The organism is Paenibacillus sp. HGH0039 (genome assembly GCF_000411255.1).
In the GTDB taxonomy this organism is placed as follows: domain Bacteria; phylum Bacillota; class Bacilli; order Paenibacillales; family NBRC-103111; genus Paenibacillus_F.
In genome coordinates, this window is the sequence record NZ_KE150412.1 from 2,620,330 (window position 1) to 2,635,320 (window position 14,991).

The following is a 14,991-nucleotide window of genomic DNA, read 5'->3' on the forward strand; positions in this document are numbered from 1 at the left end:
CCAACCATCTTTATAAGCAAAAAAGGCATTCTTTAAGGAGTAGTGGAGTCCGAACCGCTCCCCACAAATCCTTAAAGAATGCCATATAAATACCTATAAACAATAAGTCCCTTACCTCACATCAAAATTCCCCCGCATAAGCCTCCTGCTCCCGCACATATTCCTGCAATAGCTCCAGGAAAGGAAGACCGTAATTGCGGAACTTCACCTCGCCGACGCCCTTGATCTTCAACATCTGGGCTTCGGTCGTCGGGCAGCGCTCGCTCATTTCACGAAGCGTGCTGTCGTTGAAAATAATGTACGGCGGCACTTTTTCCTTCGCGGCCATGTCCCGGCGCAGCAGGCGCAGCTGCTCGAACAGCATGTTGTCCACGGCGGACTCCAGCGGCTGGCTCGGGGTGACCTTCTGGAACACCTGAACACGCCCCTGCAAAACCTCAACCGCCGGCGCTTGAAGCCGGACCACAGGATATTGCCCCTCGGACAATCCCATGTACCCTTCGGCGATCAGCACATTAATTAAATCGGCGATTTCTTTCTCGGTCCGGTCCTTCATAATGCCGTAGGTCGGCAGATTGTCGAACTTGTACTGAAGCACCTTCTTGTTTCTCGATCCTTTCAGGACGCCGGCAACCATCGAGATGCCGAACCGTTCCTGCATACGGCGGACGCAGGAGAAGATTTTCTGCGCTTCCACCGTAATATCGACGGTTTCACGGTCATCTTTGCACGAGCTGCAGTTGCCGCAGGGAACAAGCTCGCCCTCATCTCCGAAGTACTGCAAAATATAATTTTGCAGGCAGCGAGGTGTGTGGCAGTAGTCGATCATTGTCTGCAGCTTCTTGTACTCGTTGCTCTTACGGTCCTGGGAAAGCTGATTCTGCTCGATAAGGAATTTCTGCGTCAGAATGTCCTGGGCGCTGAACAGCAGCATGCATTCGCTGGGATCTCCGTCACGGCCCGCACGGCCCGCTTCCTGGTAATACGCCTCCATGTTTTTCGGCATATTGTAATGGATCACGTACCGGACGTTGGACTTGTCGATCCCCATCCCGAATGCGTTCGTGGCGACCATCACCCGCACGTCGTCGTAGAGAAAGGCCTCCTGATTGCGGGCCCGCTCCTCGTCGGAAAGTCCGGCATGATAGTGCCCGGCGGCCAGCCCTTTACGGCGCAGCTGCTCGTACAGCTCGTCTACCTCTTTACGCGTGGCGGCATAGACAATGCCGGGCTGGTGAGTGTGCGCCTTGGCATAGTCGAAAACAAAGTCGCGTTTGTTGACGCCCCGCAGTACGGACAGCTCCAGATTGCTCCGGCCGAAGCCCGTTACCACGACCTCCGGGTCGTCTAGTTCCAGCAGCCGGGCGATATCCTGCGTAACCTCCGTTGTCGCCGTAGCGGTAAAAGCCGCAACGAGCGGACGGCTCGGAAGGTCCTGTACGAACGGAGCTATATTGACATAGCTGGGGCGGAAATCATGCCCCCACTGCGAGACGCAATGCGCCTCATCTATCGCAACGAAGGAGATATTCATGGAATGCATCCACTGGCGGAACCAGTCGGATTCAAGCCGCTCGGGGGCGATATACAGCAGCTTGTACTTGCCCTGCATCGCCTCCCTAATCCGGCGACCGGCTTCTCCCGCCTCCAGCGTGCTGTTCAGGAAGGTCGCCGGAATGCCGACCGTATGCAGAGCATCGACCTGGTCCTTCATCAGCGAGATGAGAGGCGAGACGACTAGCGTGACGCCCTCCATCATCAGCGCCGGGATCTGGTAGCAGATTGATTTCCCGCCGCCGGTCGGCATAATGCCAAGTGTATCCCGTCCTTCCAGAAGGGCGGAAATGATGTGTTTCTGCCCTTCCCGGAACTCCGGATATCCGTAATACTGCTGCAGAAGCTCTTGCGCTTTGGCTAGCATGTTAGATTGCACCTCTTGTTTCTTTTCCTGGGCGGCCCGGCCTTCAAAGGCCGGAACCTCTTTCGTATCCGTGCTTACGCGGATGTCAGCCGCACAATCGTGACAACCTGATCGTCATGGTCGATCTGAATAAGGTGTCTATCCTTCATATAGCGCACCTTCGCGTCCGCAATCTGGAGCAGCGGCTCGGAACCGAGTCCGTAGAACACATCGTCGGCCAGCGTACGAAGGCACTCCTGACGGTCTTCCTCGGGAAGCTCATGCCAGTCCGCCTCGCTCATTTCAAAAAATCCGTAAAACCCGTCCACATGTCCAAGCCCGTTCATCAAATCGCGGATGATGTCTTCGTACTCTCTGCCGAACTTGATCCCCATACGTTTCGAGTGCCTCCCTTAAGTGGAAAAGGCTCCTGCTCCGGAGCCTTGCTCTTGTGTTCCCAGTATACCACCGGGATGTTTGAATTTCCAAACCTGCGTTCGTTTTTTATTATTTTAACCGAATTCCTGAATCAGCAGACGTATAGTGGTAAAATGGTAGGAAGGCCTCGGCGGCCTCACCCTTTTTCCCCTGCCGGTTCAATCTTTTTATTACATGCCGGAGCATGCGCAAGCGTGCTCCCAAGCGAGGGCTGCCGCCTCCCGGCAGATGCGGTTTTTTTACAAGGCTGAGGCCCCTTTCGCCTATCTTGATGGCACGTCTAAAAAATCCTCCATTAGCCAATCCTAAACCAATGGGCAAAACAGGAAAAAATCTGGTACTATGGAGAGATAAGGATACCCCGGAGGTTCAGAAGGAATGCTCGAACTGCAAATACCCAAGAACAGAATGAACTACTTGATCAAGCAGATGCAGACCCACATGGACCCCGAGGATATGGAACGGGGTTGGATGTTTCACCACAAAGGCCGCGTGAGCGGCGTGGAACTTGTGGGAGGAACGGTCGTGCATGCATCGGTACGGGGCAACGACCGTTACCATACCACGATCGATCTGGAAAGCTTCAGTGCAGGCGACTGCACCTGCTCGTTCGATAAACCGTGCAGACACATGGCAGCGGTCATATTTGCCTTGTACGTTCCTCACGGCAGGCCTGAACTGCTTGTTCAAGAGTTGAAGCGCGCGATGACGACGAAACGGAAGCCCGCCAAGAACGCCGACCGCGAGTCCAAGCGCCGCACTTCCGAACCGGTGCCAGGAGGCTCTCCCGAAGATTGGCACCGTTTTTTTGAAGCGCAGTATCACGGCTTTTCGATTTCTCATCAGTATTCGTTCGATTTGTTTGTCACTTCCGCTTTCGAGCGGTTTCAAGCTTATGCCTCCGGCTGGCCGGACGGCATCCGCCTTTTATACGACCTGCACGTGACCTTTTTTGTAATGCACCGCATGGAACAGTTTTTTGGAGATACGAAAAGTTCCTACTTATCCGGCTATCATGAGTCCAACGCCACAACGGCCGCGGCGGACTGCCTGTCCCGTCTGGACCGGCTTCTGGCTTCGCCGGCACTTCCGGTCTCGGTCAAAGAGCACCCCAAACGCTGGACGGAAGCGTTGAACCGCCTGGCCTCTCTGGCCCTCCAGGGCAAAGAGGGACCGAACGACTGGCTGTATGCCTACCGGGCGGTATGGTGGGCTCTGCCGAAGAAAGCGGAATGGATCAAGCGCGAGAAAGAACGGCTGGATAAACAGCTCCAGGAACGGGAGGAGGGCCGCCGGAACCGCAAGCAGGACGTTCTGCTTGTGGCCCGGGCTCATTTCGACCTCATGGAGAACAGTCCGGACGCGGCGTTTCTTAGACTGGAGGCTCTGCATCAGCGCAGAGCAAGAGATTTTATCCTCTATATGAGACGCTGCCATGAACGCGCCGAATGGAACACCCTGCTGAGCTGGCTCCGCTGGCTCGCTCCGACCATGCAGTCGGCGGCCCAGGACGACTTCCGCCTGCTCTGCCAGTATTGGACGGACGCCGCCAAGCATGCCAATGCGGACGACGAGTGGGTTCGTATCATGGAGACGCTTCTTCCGCGTTCCTACTATGTTTACACCGGCTATTTGCTTCAAACGAAGCGCTACCGGCAGTGGGTGGATCTGCAAATCGCCAACCGGATCGGCCCCCAGAACCTGTATGCCCTGGAGCTGAGATCGGTAGAGGAATCCGATCCGTCCCTCCTTCTCCCCCTGTACCATCAGGCCGTGGAACGGTCCGTGCTGGAGAAGAACCGAACGTCTTATAAAACCGCTGTCCGCCTTCTGAAAAAGCTTCACGGCTATTACACGACCCTCGGGCGGAAGCGTGAATGGGAGACATACATTAACCGGTTGTCGGATCACTTCGTCCGCCTCCGCGCGTTTCAGGAAGAACTGGAGAAAGGAAGCTGGCTGCCATGATAGAAACGAGTCCGCTGACGGTTCATGCCGTCTGGATGCCGTCCGGCGCCTTCTTCGTATGGGGAACCCGGGAGAACGGCGGCATCTGGGATGCACAAGATCTGAAGGGCCTGCTTTTCGCCTGGCATGCCCCTTCCTTTTACGGAACCTTTATTGAAACGACCGAATGGGGACACCGCGAAGGCTTGTCCCTGCCCGCACTAACGGCGCTGGATTTTTTCGGCGATCCGCATACGGTGAAGCATCTTTCCATCCGCTGGGATACGGACACCACGAATCTCCGGAAGCTCGCTCCCGAAGTTAAGGAAGCGCTTGCCGCAGGACGCTTCGTTCCCGATTACGAGCAGTGGAAGACGGGCACCCTGAGCTGGAAGCTGCAGCTCGAAGGGGAAGCCGCCGCGTCCGTCACCTCGCAGGCGGAGCTGTGGCTCGACCAGCTCATCCCCGCCTGGATCGAAGCGGACGGCTCCCGCAAAGCGGCGCTCCGCCGGCTCGAAGAGGCGCATCCTCTGCTGCGCCTGGGCACACGTCCGGCCGATACTTGGCTGGACGAAGAGGACTGGCTCGTGTCGATCGGCTGGAAGCACGATCCGACGCCGTTCCGCGCAAGCCTCCAGCTGATGGAACCCGAAGGGGACCCAGACTGGAGGCTGCAGATCCTGCTGCAGGACCGCTCCGACGACACGGTCCTGCGCGCCGTAACTCCGGCGGGCGAGCCGCTGGAAGGCGAGCTGGCCCTGCCGGAGTCCTGGATCGCGGACCTCGGACGCGTCCCGCGGGATGTCGGCAGATGGCTGCGCCTTCTGCCGTGGCTGAACGCGGCGGACGAAGGAGAGCCGCCGCAGCTGCGCACGCGTCTGAGCGACGAGGAGGCGTGGCGCTTCCTCGCGGAAGGCAGCGTGCGGCTCGTGGAGGCGGGCTTCGCCGTCATGCTGCCCGCCTGGTGGGAACGGGCGCGCAAGCTGCGCCCCAAGCTCCAGGCCAAGCTCAAAAATTCGCTTGGCGGCGGAGGCGGCGAGTCGATGTTCGGGCTTACCCAGCTCATGCAGTTTGACTGGCGCGTTGCCATCGACGATTTCGAGCTGAGCGAGGAAGAGTTCCTCCAGCTGCTCGAAGAGAAGCGCAAGCTCATCCGCATCCGCGGCCGCTGGGTCCAGCTCGACCCGCAGTTTCTGCGCCAGGCGGAGGAGCTGCTCGCCAGAGCGGACCGGCAGCAGGGACTTACGCTGCGCGAGGTGCTGGAGCTCCAGCTGCTGGGCGGCGGTACGGGCGGAGAGCCGGAAGGACCGGCGGACGAAGCCGCCGATCCCGACAACCGGCCGCCTGCGGTCGAGATCGAGCTGACCGGCCAGCTCCGCCGGCTGTTCCAGCAGCTCACGCGCACGGCCGAGCTGCCCCGAATCGATACCCCGGCTTCGTTCCTGGGGACCCTGCGGCCTTATCAGCTGGAGGGCAGCACGTGGCTGCTCTTCCTGCGGCGCTTCGGCCTGGGGGCTTGTCTTGCCGACGACATGGGTCTCGGCAAGACCATCCAGTACATCACCTATCTGCTTCAGGTGAAGGAAACCGAAGCCCCGGAGGCGCCTTCCCTGCTCATCTGTCCGACCTCCGTAATCGGGAACTGGCAGATGGAGCTGCGCCGTTTTGCGCCGAACCTCCGCGTTCACATTCATTACGGGCCGCAGCGCGCCAAAGGAAGCTTCTTCCCGGAATCCGTAGAAAGCGCTGACTTGGTCATCACCTCGTATACGCTTTCCCATCTCGACGAGGAGGAACTGCGCGAGGTGTCCTGGAGCTCCATCTGTCTGGACGAAGCTCAGAACGTCAAGAACCCGTACACGAAACAAGCGGCTGCTATCCGCAGTTTCTCGGGCCTCCACCGGATCGCCTTGACGGGTACACCGATGGAAAACAGGCTGACGGAGCTGTGGTCCATCTTCGATTTCCTCAATCCCGGCTATCTCGGCACGCTCACGCAGTTTACGCGCCGGTTCGTCACGCCGATCGAGAAATCCCGCGACAGCGGCCTGATCTCCGGGGTACAGCGCCTTGTGCGGCCATTCCTGATGCGCCGCATCAAGAAAGACCCCGCCATTCAGCTCGATCTTCCGGAGAAGAACGAGTCGAAGACGTTCGTGACGCTTACAGCCGAGCAGGGTACGCTCTACGAGCATTACATCCGCGACCTCTTCGAGAAAGTCGACGCGATGTCTCCGATGGAGCGCAGAGGGCATATTCTTGCCGCATTGACGAAGCTCAAGCAGATCTGCAACCATCCTGCGCTCATTATGCGCGAGGGACCTCGCACCGATTGGCGCAACCGCTCCGGCAAAGTGGAGCGTCTGCTCGACATGGTGCAGGAGCTGCGCCAGCAGGGCGATAAGTGCCTGATCTTCACCCAATTCGTGGAGACCGGCCATCTTCTCCAGGAAATTTTGCAAAGCGAGCTAAGCGAGTCCGTCTCCTTCCTGCACGGAGGCACTCCGCGGCAGACAAGGGATGCGATGATCGCCCGTTTTCAGAACGCGGAGCTTCCCCTGGAAGAGCAGTTCTCCGTCTTTCTGCTGTCGCTTAAAGCAGGCGGAACCGGTCTGAACCTAACGGCCGCCAATCACGTCTTTCATTTTGACCGCTGGTGGAATCCCGCCGTGGAGAACCAGGCGACGGACCGCGCTTTCCGGATCGGACAGACGCGGGACGTACAGGTGCACAAATTCGTTACGCTCGGTACGCTGGAAGAGAAAATCGATGAAATGATCGAGAGAAAGCTCGGTCTGAGCGAGCAAATCGTGGGCAGCGGGGAAAATTGGATTACGGAGCTGTCTACGGACGAGCTGCGCGATCTGCTTTCTTTACGGATGGAATGGATGAATGGGTGAAATGGTAAAAAATGCTATAACTTTTCCCACATTGGTGGTATACTAAAGTTACAATAGACTAGGCATTTTCAAGGGTGGTCGGCTAACCTTCTCGAGTAGGAGGTGATGCCCTGTGGAAGTTAAAGACGCTTTGACGCTGATGATCTCATTTGCGAGCTTAGTGGTTCTCATTCTTTCACAGAAGAAGAAATAGACCTCCCTTGGGCAACCGGCCTTGGAGGTCTATCTTCGTCACACCATATGCAGCTGATCACCCTTGAAGGGCGAGCTATTGAAAAAGACCGCAGATGCCCCCGCATCCGCGGTCTTTTTGGCATGGAGAACGGTATAGCTTATGCATAAAAATACAAAAGTGCCACGGCTGCACGCGCACACATAATCCATCTATACGTTAGTTACCCGTATTTTAACACAGTGCATCGGCAAAACAAAATCAATTCTTCCTTAAATCCCTGAATCCGGGTCGGCATTACGGCTTGGCCTACTTCCATTTTACCCCATTTCGCTCTGGAGAACAATGACGAAAAGCACGCTCGTTTTATGCAGGATTCCGTCTTTTCATGTCGAATGTGGACTGTTGCTGGATTTTTCCAGAATTATTTTCAGAAACCAGGTGAACGCATGAAATTCAATCGCTCGCGCTTATCTCTTTCGTACGTGATTGCCATCGTTTTGCTCCTTGCTCTCGTCGGAACGTCCAGTTACATCTCTTCATTGAATATGGAGCGGCAGAGCGATGCGGTTATTGAAGACGCCATTCCCGTCATATCGGCGGCCAACAATCTCCTTCAAGACCTGCTCAACCAGGAAACGGGCATACGCGGCTACCTGATCTCCAGCGATCCGAAATATCTGGAGCCTTACGAGAACGGCAAAGCGGCACTTCAGAAAGACCTGGAAGTCATTCACACGCTTGAATCGGGTCATAACGATCTCCGTATTCTCATACAGACACAAGTGAATCCGCATATCCAGAAAATGCTTGCATTCTACACCTCCCAGATTGAACTCGTGAAGACCGGTAAAGTACAGGAAGCCCAAGGGCGGATCAATATCGGCAAACAGTATATGGACCAGTACAGAACTTTGCACCTGAGCATCCTGGATGTGTTGAACAAAATCAGCGAATCTTCCCACGACTCCATTAAGAAAGCCGGGTCCGTCTCGCGGATGATCATTTTGAGCGGCGGCATTCTCGGTATCCTGATCGGAATCTGGTCAGGCCTGATCCAACTGCGCGCCAGCCGTGCCGAATCTCAGCTCCGCAAGAGCGAGGAAACCTACCGGTTCATGGCGGAAAGTCTGGAAGCCCAGAACGAGGAAATTATCGCCCAGCAGGAAGAGCAGCAGATTACGCTGGCTAAGCTGTCCGACCGCGAACGGGAGCTGGAGCTGATCTCGAATTATCAGGAGAAGCTGACGGGCTTTACGGAGCTGAAGCAATTCCTGCAGCATTCGATCCCTGCCCTTCTCGATTCCGTCAGCTATGACGCGGCTCTTGTCGTTCTGAAAAGCAGGGAGGCCGAACACTATGAGGTTCTCTTCTCCAGCGGCTATCCGCGCAGCTTCGCCTCCAAAGCCCAGAGCGAGCTTTACGGCGCGTCTCAGCGTGTGTTCGACGAAGGCTGCGCTTTTGTTCAGAAACGGGAAGCGACCGAGGCGGAGCGGGGATTTCATGACGGCATTTCCGTTGCCGTCGATCATTACTTCCCTCTACAGGATGACCAGCAGCAAGTGATCGGCTTCCTGCTCCTGACCAACTTCCACGGCTTTGACCGGCATGAAGAGAAGGAGCGCCTGACGCTGGGTCTGATCCGTCAGTTCGATCTGGCGTTTTACGCCCAGATTATGAACGACGAGCGCCGCAAGCAGGCTGCGCATCTGGAAGAGCTTAACGATCAGCTCGTCCTGGAGAAGCAGTATATCGAGTCCCAGCGCGATCTTATCGAAGGGATTCTGGAAGCGGCGCATGAAGGCATGATGATGTGCGACAAACACGGTAAAATTCTGATTGCAAACAATCAGATGCATAAGTTTTTCCATCTGGACGAGCAGATCGGACACGACTTCGTGGATTCCTGCCAGGAAATCGCCGCGGCGTCAAGCGGATTCATCGGCGTTTCGCAGTCCATTAAAGCGCTGTTTGACGGCGATATCAACCAGCTTAACGAGCGCTTCACCTTTATGAACGGAGAAGAGCCGCAGTTCACGGAGATTTACGCCACCTCGGTCGGCGAGAACGATAGCGATGAATCCGGTTATCTGTTCGTGTTCCGCGACCGGACGGAAGAAGAGCGTATCGATGCCATGAAAAACGAGTTCGTCAGTATCGTGTCTCACGAGCTTCGTACGCCGCTGGCCAGCGTGCTCGGATTCATCGAGATCCTCATCCATCGTGAGCTTCCACGCGAGAAACAGCAGAAATACCTGGATACCATTTTTAAAGAAGCTACGCGTCTCGCCAATCTCATTAACGATTTTCTCGATCTCCAGCGGATGGAATCCGGCCGCCAGGTGTATCATTTTGCCCCGGTGGATACGAAAGAACTCGTTTACGATATCGTCGAGAAATGGCAGGACAAACAAAACCATGACATTGTGGTATCCGTCCTTTCGCCGGCAGAAGTTTGGGTCCGCGGGGATAGCGACCGGCTCCGCCAGGTCGTTCAGAACCTGCTCAGCAATGCGATCAAATATTCGCCGGGTGCGGAACGGGTAGATCTGCAGATTCGCGAAAGCGGCGGTTCCGTTTTCATTGATGTGACCGACTACGGACTCGGAATTCCGGAAGAGGCGAAAGAACACCTTTTCTCCAAGTTCTACCGGGTAGATAACTCCGACCGCAGGCAAATCGGCGGTACCGGACTAGGACTTGCCATCGTCAAAGAGATTGTGGAAGGCCACCAGGGTAAGCTCACCTTCCGTTCCCAGATGGGTAAAGGGTCTACCTTTACAGTCGAGCTGGTTCCGTTTGAAATGGTCTCGCTAAATAACAAAATCGTTATTTTCGAGGACGACGACAACCTCGCTAAACTGATCCAGGTCGCGCTTGCGAAGCTTCAGCTTCCTTCCGTTCAGCTCCGTTCCGCGGAGGAAGGCATTCTCTCCTTAAAGCGTAAAACGACGGAAGCGCCGCTGCTCTTCATCGTGGACATTCATCTGGAAGGCAGCCTGACGGGATGGGATTTCATTTCGGAACTCTACCACCATCCCGTTTATAACCGGACGCCTGTCATTGTCTCCACCGCTTTGGAACCGCCTCTCGATTACCACGAGAAAGATATCGAGAAGTTCATGCGGAAGCCGTTCACCATGGAAAGACTCATTCAAGTCGCTCAGGATCTTCTCAGCAACAGGGACAAGCCTTCCTACGTTTTTCCGTCGCAAGACCGCAATCTGATCACGTCCTCCTTGGCGCGTAACGGAATTAAAGTACATGATGTCAGAGTAAACGCCGACACCATTGAATTTGAGATCGAAACGGAAGATGAAGAGAAGGAAACCTGACCCTGTATTTTAAAAGAAAACAACAAAGAAGCTATCCCGGTGGTCCGGTGATAGCTTCTTTGTTGTTTGATCTGTCAGTCGTTGATTGTACGCAGGCTGCGTTCAGATCTATTTTTGCGGCCAACCTGGATAAATCTTGAAGACTCGTCTGTTTCGGATTAACTCCCTTGATGCCTCACCTTGACTGCGATTCTTCATTCCGCATGAAGAGCTCATACACCTAGCTGTCCTCTGCCTTGTGTTCTGTAGCTCTGTAAGGGCATATTCAGGCCCATGTAAGCCCTTGTCGGCATTTTACCGCTTCAACCCTAATCCTACCGGTTACACTCTATTTCTATGTATTGCCCTTATCTACTTTGCCTTTCTTGGCCGGTTTGACCGGTTTGTCCGGCTTCTGCCGTTTCTGTTTCGGCTGTTTGATCTTTTTGTTCCTGACCTCTTTGTCGTCGGTTTCGTTGTCTGCGGCTGCGTTCCTCTCTACGGTAAACTTGCCGGACAGTTCCTGGAGCTCGGAAGCTAACCGGGTAAGCTCGGATGCGGAGATGACGATCTCTTTCATACCGGCGTGCTGTTCTTCCGTCGAACGCGACATGCCGTTCATTTTGCCAAGCGAGTCTCTGGAAATTTGAACCGTTTCCTGCATGGAAGCCGCAACTTCTTCCGTACCGGCCGAAATTTGCTGTGCCGCCGCGGAAACTTCCTGGATTTGTCCGTTAATCGACGATACGGTCTCGAGAATATCCTCAAACACCCTATCCGTATTACGTACCTGCTCTACGCCCCGGTCCACTTCGGCTTTGCCGTGCGACATCGACGCAGCAGCCTGTTGGGTGGCCGACAGGACTTGTTTGATCGTGTCGTTGATTTGGACTGTCGCCCCGGAGGTTTGTTCCGCAAGATTTTTTACTTCCTGTGCAACCACAGCGAACCCTCTTCCATGCTCTCCCGCACGCGCCGCCTCGATAGAAGCGTTTAAAGCAAGCAAGTTCGTCTGTTTGGCGATTTCGGATATAAACCCGACTACTTGATGAATACGGGCTGAGCTTTCCTCCAGCGCCTTTATAGTCAGGGAAGTCGCTTCCACTGCTTCGCTTGCCTGTTGGATTTGGTGAATCGCATCCTGCATGTCTCTGGAGCCCTGGTTTACTCTTTGCACGGCTCCCTGCGCGACTTCCGACACCGTGGAGGCGGAATCCGCAATTTTGGTCACACCCGCCGCCATTTCATTCATGGCCTCCGTTGTCTGTTCAGCCGTTTCGAATTGGGTCTCGGCCCCTTTTACCATAACCAGGACGGTCTGATTCACATTCTGGGAAACATCCGCCGATTGGGTTGCAATAGCGCTTAACTGCTGGGACGATGCCGCCATATGCTCAATCGCCATGCTTAACTTCTGAAGAAGCGCAGAAAAGGAATTTAGCATCTCGTTGATGTTCTGCTGCACCTCTCCCATCTCATCCTGCGATTGTACCTTTAACCTTCTGGACAAGTCCCCTCCGGCGATCCGTTTCATCATAGCGGAAATACCGAGAAGAGGCTTCAAAATAAACGTAGACAGCCAGATAGCGGCAGCTACTACTACAACAGCGGATACGAGAACGATGATCTTGGCCACGAAGTTTACCTGATCGACCTGCGAGTAAATTTCATCCGAGTTTCCTGTTACGACTATGCGCCAGCCAGGAACCTTGATTTCTTCGTAAGCCGCGACCTTGTTCGTATTATCCTTTTCCTTATAAGCCACTTGCCCCTGCTCTTTAACAAGGACTGTTTTTTTGTAGAGCTCCAGTCTTTCCGAAGTCGCTATATCCGATAACGGCTTACCGATACGGTCCACCTGAGGATGAACCATATAGATGCCTTCTTTGGACATGAGATACGCATATCCGGTTTCGCCAATCTTTACCTTGTTGACCTGACTGATCATCCGGCTCGGATTTATTGCGGTTTGCAGCATACCTGCGAATTGTCCATCTGTCCCTAGGACAGGCGCGCTAACCTTCAAAGAATATTGATTGGAGCTGGAATCCTTAATGATATCGGATACAACCCGTTTCTTCGTATCTTTGACGCTTTTAAACGTCTCGTCATTCGCGAGACTGCTTTTCTTGCCGTTCTGGTCGATCGCTTGTCCGTCTTTATCCGCGAACAGAGCAATCTTCACCTCGGTGTCGTTCTCCGACATCGTTTTAAGAATCGCGATTTTCTGTGCCTCCGTTTGAGTGCCAATTTCAGTATGATTTTGGATCACACTCTGAACCGTAGACACTTTCTGAACAAGTGTGGAAGATATGTAATCGGCCGTATACGTGGTTATCTTCACTTGATTCTCCTCTATGCTTTTCCGGAGTACCGATGTGAATTGACTACTGAGAAAATATTCCGAGACAAGCAGCGGAACCAAAGCCAAAATTAATAAAAGAAGCGGAATCTTCACCTTTAGCGAGTTCCGGTTCCATCCTTTAAAACTTTTTGTTATCATTTGTTTTTTCATCTCTTTAATCCCCCTCTTCCTGTTTAACGTCTATGTATTTACTTAAAAGAGATGACATCCATTTTCTATGTCCTAATCAAGTATATCGGTTTAATTGGGTTAAAAGTTTTGAACAATGGTCAAAAAATAAACATAAAATTTACATCAAATAACATAGGAAGTGAGGTTTTTTAGACAGAAAAACTCTAAAATTCCGATCAATAAATGTATGATAACCCTTTCATTATTCGTTTTAAAAAATATACAGCTCCTCGCTTAAACTTGGAAAGAGCTGCATAAAGTAAGTCACAGGCTGAGGAAAAGAGGAAAACAAATAGCATCTTTCAAGAAAAAAACGACGATAACAAAAGAAGCGCAGATCCTGTAAGATCTGCGCTTCCCGTGACGTCCCAGGAGGGATTCGAACCCCCGACACACGGCTTAGAAGGCCGTTGCTCTATCCAACTGAGCTACTGGGACAGACGTATCGGGACGACACGATTTGAACATGCGACCCCCTGGTCCCAAACCAGGTGCTCTACCAAGCTGAGCTACGTCCCGAAAGTAATAATGGCGTGCCCTGAGAGATTCGAACTCCCGGCCTTTTGATTCGTAGTCAAACGCTCTATCCAGCTGAGCTAAGGGCACGTATGAAATTATGGAGCGGAAGACGGGAATCGAACCCGCGACCCTCGCCTTGGCAAGGCGATGCTCTACCGCTGAGCCACTTCCGCATAAATCTGGTGCGCGTGGAGGGACTTGAACCCCCACGTCAAAGACGCTAGATCCTAAGTCTAGTGCGTCTGCCAATTCCGCCACACGCGCACATAAAACAATCATGGTGAGCCATGAAGGACTCGAACCTTCGACACCCTGATTAAAAGTCAGGTGCTCTACCAACTGAGCTAATGGCTCATAACTAAATGGCTGGGGGTATAGGATTTGAACCTATGCATGACGGAGTCAAAGTCCGTTGCCTTACCGCTTGGCTAACCCCCAATATTTAAAACTCATATCAAGGTAATGGGGCGGACGAGGGGAATTGAACCCCCGAATGTCGGATCCACAAACCGATGCGTTAACCACTTCGCCACGACCGCCACAAAAACTAGCGTTGTTAAAAATGGCGGAGCTGACGGGATTCGAACCCGCGGTCTCCTGCGTGACAGGCAGGCATGTTAGGCCTCTACACCACAGCTCCATATAAATTGGTTGCGGGGGCAGGATTTGAACCTGCGGCCTTCGGGTTATGAGCCCGACGAGCTACCGGGCTGCTCCACCCCGCGTCAGTAAAAAAACTTATATGGTGGACGCTGACGGGATCGAACCGCCGACCCTCTGCTTGTAAGGCAGATGCTCTCCCAGCTGAGCTAAGCGTCCATAATTGAATCTTGCTGTACTACTTCTTACCTTAAGAAAGGTAAATGACCCGTAGGGGATTCGAACCCCTGTTACCTCCGTGAAAGGGAGGTGTCTTAACCCCTTGACCAACGGGCCTTATGTATCTATAGCGGCGGAGGGGCTCGAACCCCCGACCTCACGGGTATGAACCGTACGCTCTAGCCAGCTGAGCTACGCCGCCTTAATACTGGCGGAGAGAGAGGGATTCGAACCCTCGAGACGCTTTTGGCGCCTACACGATTTCCAATCGTGCTCCTTCGGCCAGCTCGGACACCTCTCCATTGTGCATACGAGACAAAATCCCATAAAAAAACCCACAGTTGTGGGACTGCTTGGCAACGTCCTACTCTCCCAGGACCCTTCGGTCCAAGTACCATCGGCGCTGGAAGGCTTAACGGTCGTGTTCGGGATGGGTACGCGTGGTT

General features: G+C 54.0%; 7 protein-coding genes, 14 tRNA genes and 1 other annotated feature. Of the genes, 4 read left to right on the top strand and 17 right to left on the bottom strand.

Annotated elements, in window-relative coordinates; genetic code table 11:
• Positions 1-121 precede the first annotated feature (121 nt).
• Entirely contained in the window at positions 122-1,921 is a 1,800-nt protein-coding gene (gene recQ, locus HMPREF1207_RS11465) for a DNA helicase RecQ (RefSeq protein ID WP_009671630.1), read from the bottom strand.
• Between the two features lie 74 nt (positions 1,922-1,995).
• Entirely contained in the window at positions 1,996-2,295 is a 300-nt protein-coding gene (locus HMPREF1207_RS11470; RefSeq protein ID WP_009671638.1) for a hypothetical protein, read from the bottom strand.
• A 421-nt stretch (positions 2,296-2,716) separates the two neighbouring features.
• On the opposite strand from HMPREF1207_RS11470, the gene HMPREF1207_RS11475 reads away from it, so the two are divergent.
• The 4 genes from HMPREF1207_RS11475 to HMPREF1207_RS11485 all read left to right on the top strand — a co-directional run bounded on the left by HMPREF1207_RS11475 (position 2,717) and on the right by HMPREF1207_RS11485 (position 10,692).
• Positions 2,717-4,306, top strand: coding sequence for an SWIM zinc finger family protein (locus HMPREF1207_RS11475; protein WP_009671637.1), 1,590 nt, complete (start codon positions 2,717-2,719; stop codon positions 4,304-4,306).
• Positions 4,303-7,185: a DEAD/DEAH box helicase gene (locus tag HMPREF1207_RS11480; protein WP_009671585.1), complete on the top strand. Its 2,883-nt coding sequence runs from the start codon at positions 4,303-4,305 to the stop codon at positions 7,183-7,185. The genes HMPREF1207_RS11475 and HMPREF1207_RS11480 overlap by 4 nt, the downstream gene beginning before the upstream one ends.
• Positions 7,186-7,297: 112 nt before the next feature.
• A complete protein-coding gene (locus HMPREF1207_RS30770) occupies positions 7,298-7,378 on the top strand; it encodes a putative holin-like toxin (protein ID WP_219819079.1) in 81 nt (26 codons plus the stop codon).
• Positions 7,379-7,806: 428 nt separating this feature from the next.
• Positions 7,807-10,692 carry an ATP-binding protein gene (locus HMPREF1207_RS11485; RefSeq protein ID WP_009671627.1) on the top strand — a complete coding sequence of 962 codons (2,886 nt, stop codon included), beginning with the start codon at positions 7,807-7,809 and terminating at the stop codon, positions 10,690-10,692.
• 334 nt (positions 10,693-11,026) lie between these two features.
• On the opposite strand, the gene HMPREF1207_RS11490 is transcribed toward HMPREF1207_RS11485, so the two are convergent.
• From HMPREF1207_RS11490 to HMPREF1207_RS11560, 15 genes are all read right to left on the bottom strand, one after another.
• Complete coding sequence (locus HMPREF1207_RS11490; protein WP_009671591.1) at positions 11,027-13,186, bottom strand: methyl-accepting chemotaxis protein; 2,160 nt, start codon at positions 13,184-13,186, stop codon at positions 11,027-11,029.
• Positions 13,187-13,571: 385 nt separating this feature from the next.
• Positions 13,572-13,645 (bottom strand) — tRNA-Arg (locus tag HMPREF1207_RS11495).
• A 7-nt stretch (positions 13,646-13,652) separates the two neighbouring features.
• Positions 13,653-13,726, bottom strand: a tRNA-Pro gene (locus HMPREF1207_RS11500).
• Positions 13,727-13,736: 10 nt separating this feature from the next.
• Positions 13,737-13,813: transfer RNA gene (locus HMPREF1207_RS11505), tRNA-Arg, on the bottom strand.
• A gap of 11 nt (positions 13,814-13,824) precedes the next feature.
• Positions 13,825-13,899: transfer RNA gene (locus HMPREF1207_RS11510), tRNA-Gly, on the bottom strand.
• Between the two features lie 7 nt (positions 13,900-13,906).
• Positions 13,907-13,990: transfer RNA gene (locus HMPREF1207_RS11515), tRNA-Leu, on the bottom strand.
• Positions 13,991-14,004: 14 nt separating this feature from the next.
• A tRNA-Lys gene (locus HMPREF1207_RS11520) sits at positions 14,005-14,080 on the bottom strand.
• 9 nt (positions 14,081-14,089) lie between these two features.
• Positions 14,090-14,164, bottom strand: a tRNA-Gln gene (locus tag HMPREF1207_RS11525).
• Positions 14,165-14,189: 25 nt separating this feature from the next.
• Positions 14,190-14,265, bottom strand: a tRNA-His gene (locus HMPREF1207_RS11530).
• 24 nt (positions 14,266-14,289) lie between these two features.
• A tRNA-Asp gene (locus HMPREF1207_RS11535) sits at positions 14,290-14,366 on the bottom strand.
• 8 nt (positions 14,367-14,374) lie between these two features.
• A tRNA-Met gene (locus tag HMPREF1207_RS11540) sits at positions 14,375-14,451 on the bottom strand.
• 18 nt (positions 14,452-14,469) lie between these two features.
• Positions 14,470-14,545 (bottom strand) — tRNA-Val (locus tag HMPREF1207_RS11545).
• Between the two features lie 45 nt (positions 14,546-14,590).
• Positions 14,591-14,662, bottom strand: a tRNA-Glu gene (locus HMPREF1207_RS11550).
• 11 nt (positions 14,663-14,673) lie between these two features.
• A tRNA-Met gene (locus HMPREF1207_RS11555) sits at positions 14,674-14,747 on the bottom strand.
• A gap of 7 nt (positions 14,748-14,754) precedes the next feature.
• Positions 14,755-14,846, bottom strand: a tRNA-Ser gene (locus tag HMPREF1207_RS11560).
• A gap of 60 nt (positions 14,847-14,906) precedes the next feature.
• Positions 14,907-14,991, bottom strand: a sequence feature (5S ribosomal RNA rRNA prediction is too short).

Coding starts and splice junctions, on each gene's coding strand:
- recQ (WP_009671630.1), bottom strand. CDS start 1,921: ATGCTAGCCAAAGCGCAAGAGCTTCTGCAGCAGTATTACGGATATCCG.
- HMPREF1207_RS11470 (WP_009671638.1), bottom strand. CDS start 2,295: ATGGGGATCAAGTTCGGCAGAGAGTACGAAGACATCATCCGCGATTTG.
- HMPREF1207_RS11475 (WP_009671637.1), top strand. CDS start 2,717: ATGCTCGAACTGCAAATACCCAAGAACAGAATGAACTACTTGATCAAG.
- HMPREF1207_RS11480 (WP_009671585.1), top strand. CDS start 4,303: ATGATAGAAACGAGTCCGCTGACGGTTCATGCCGTCTGGATGCCGTCC.
- HMPREF1207_RS11485 (WP_009671627.1), top strand. CDS start 7,807: ATGAAATTCAATCGCTCGCGCTTATCTCTTTCGTACGTGATTGCCATC.
- HMPREF1207_RS11490 (WP_009671591.1), bottom strand. CDS start 13,186: ATGAAAAAACAAATGATAACAAAAAGTTTTAAAGGATGGAACCGGAAC.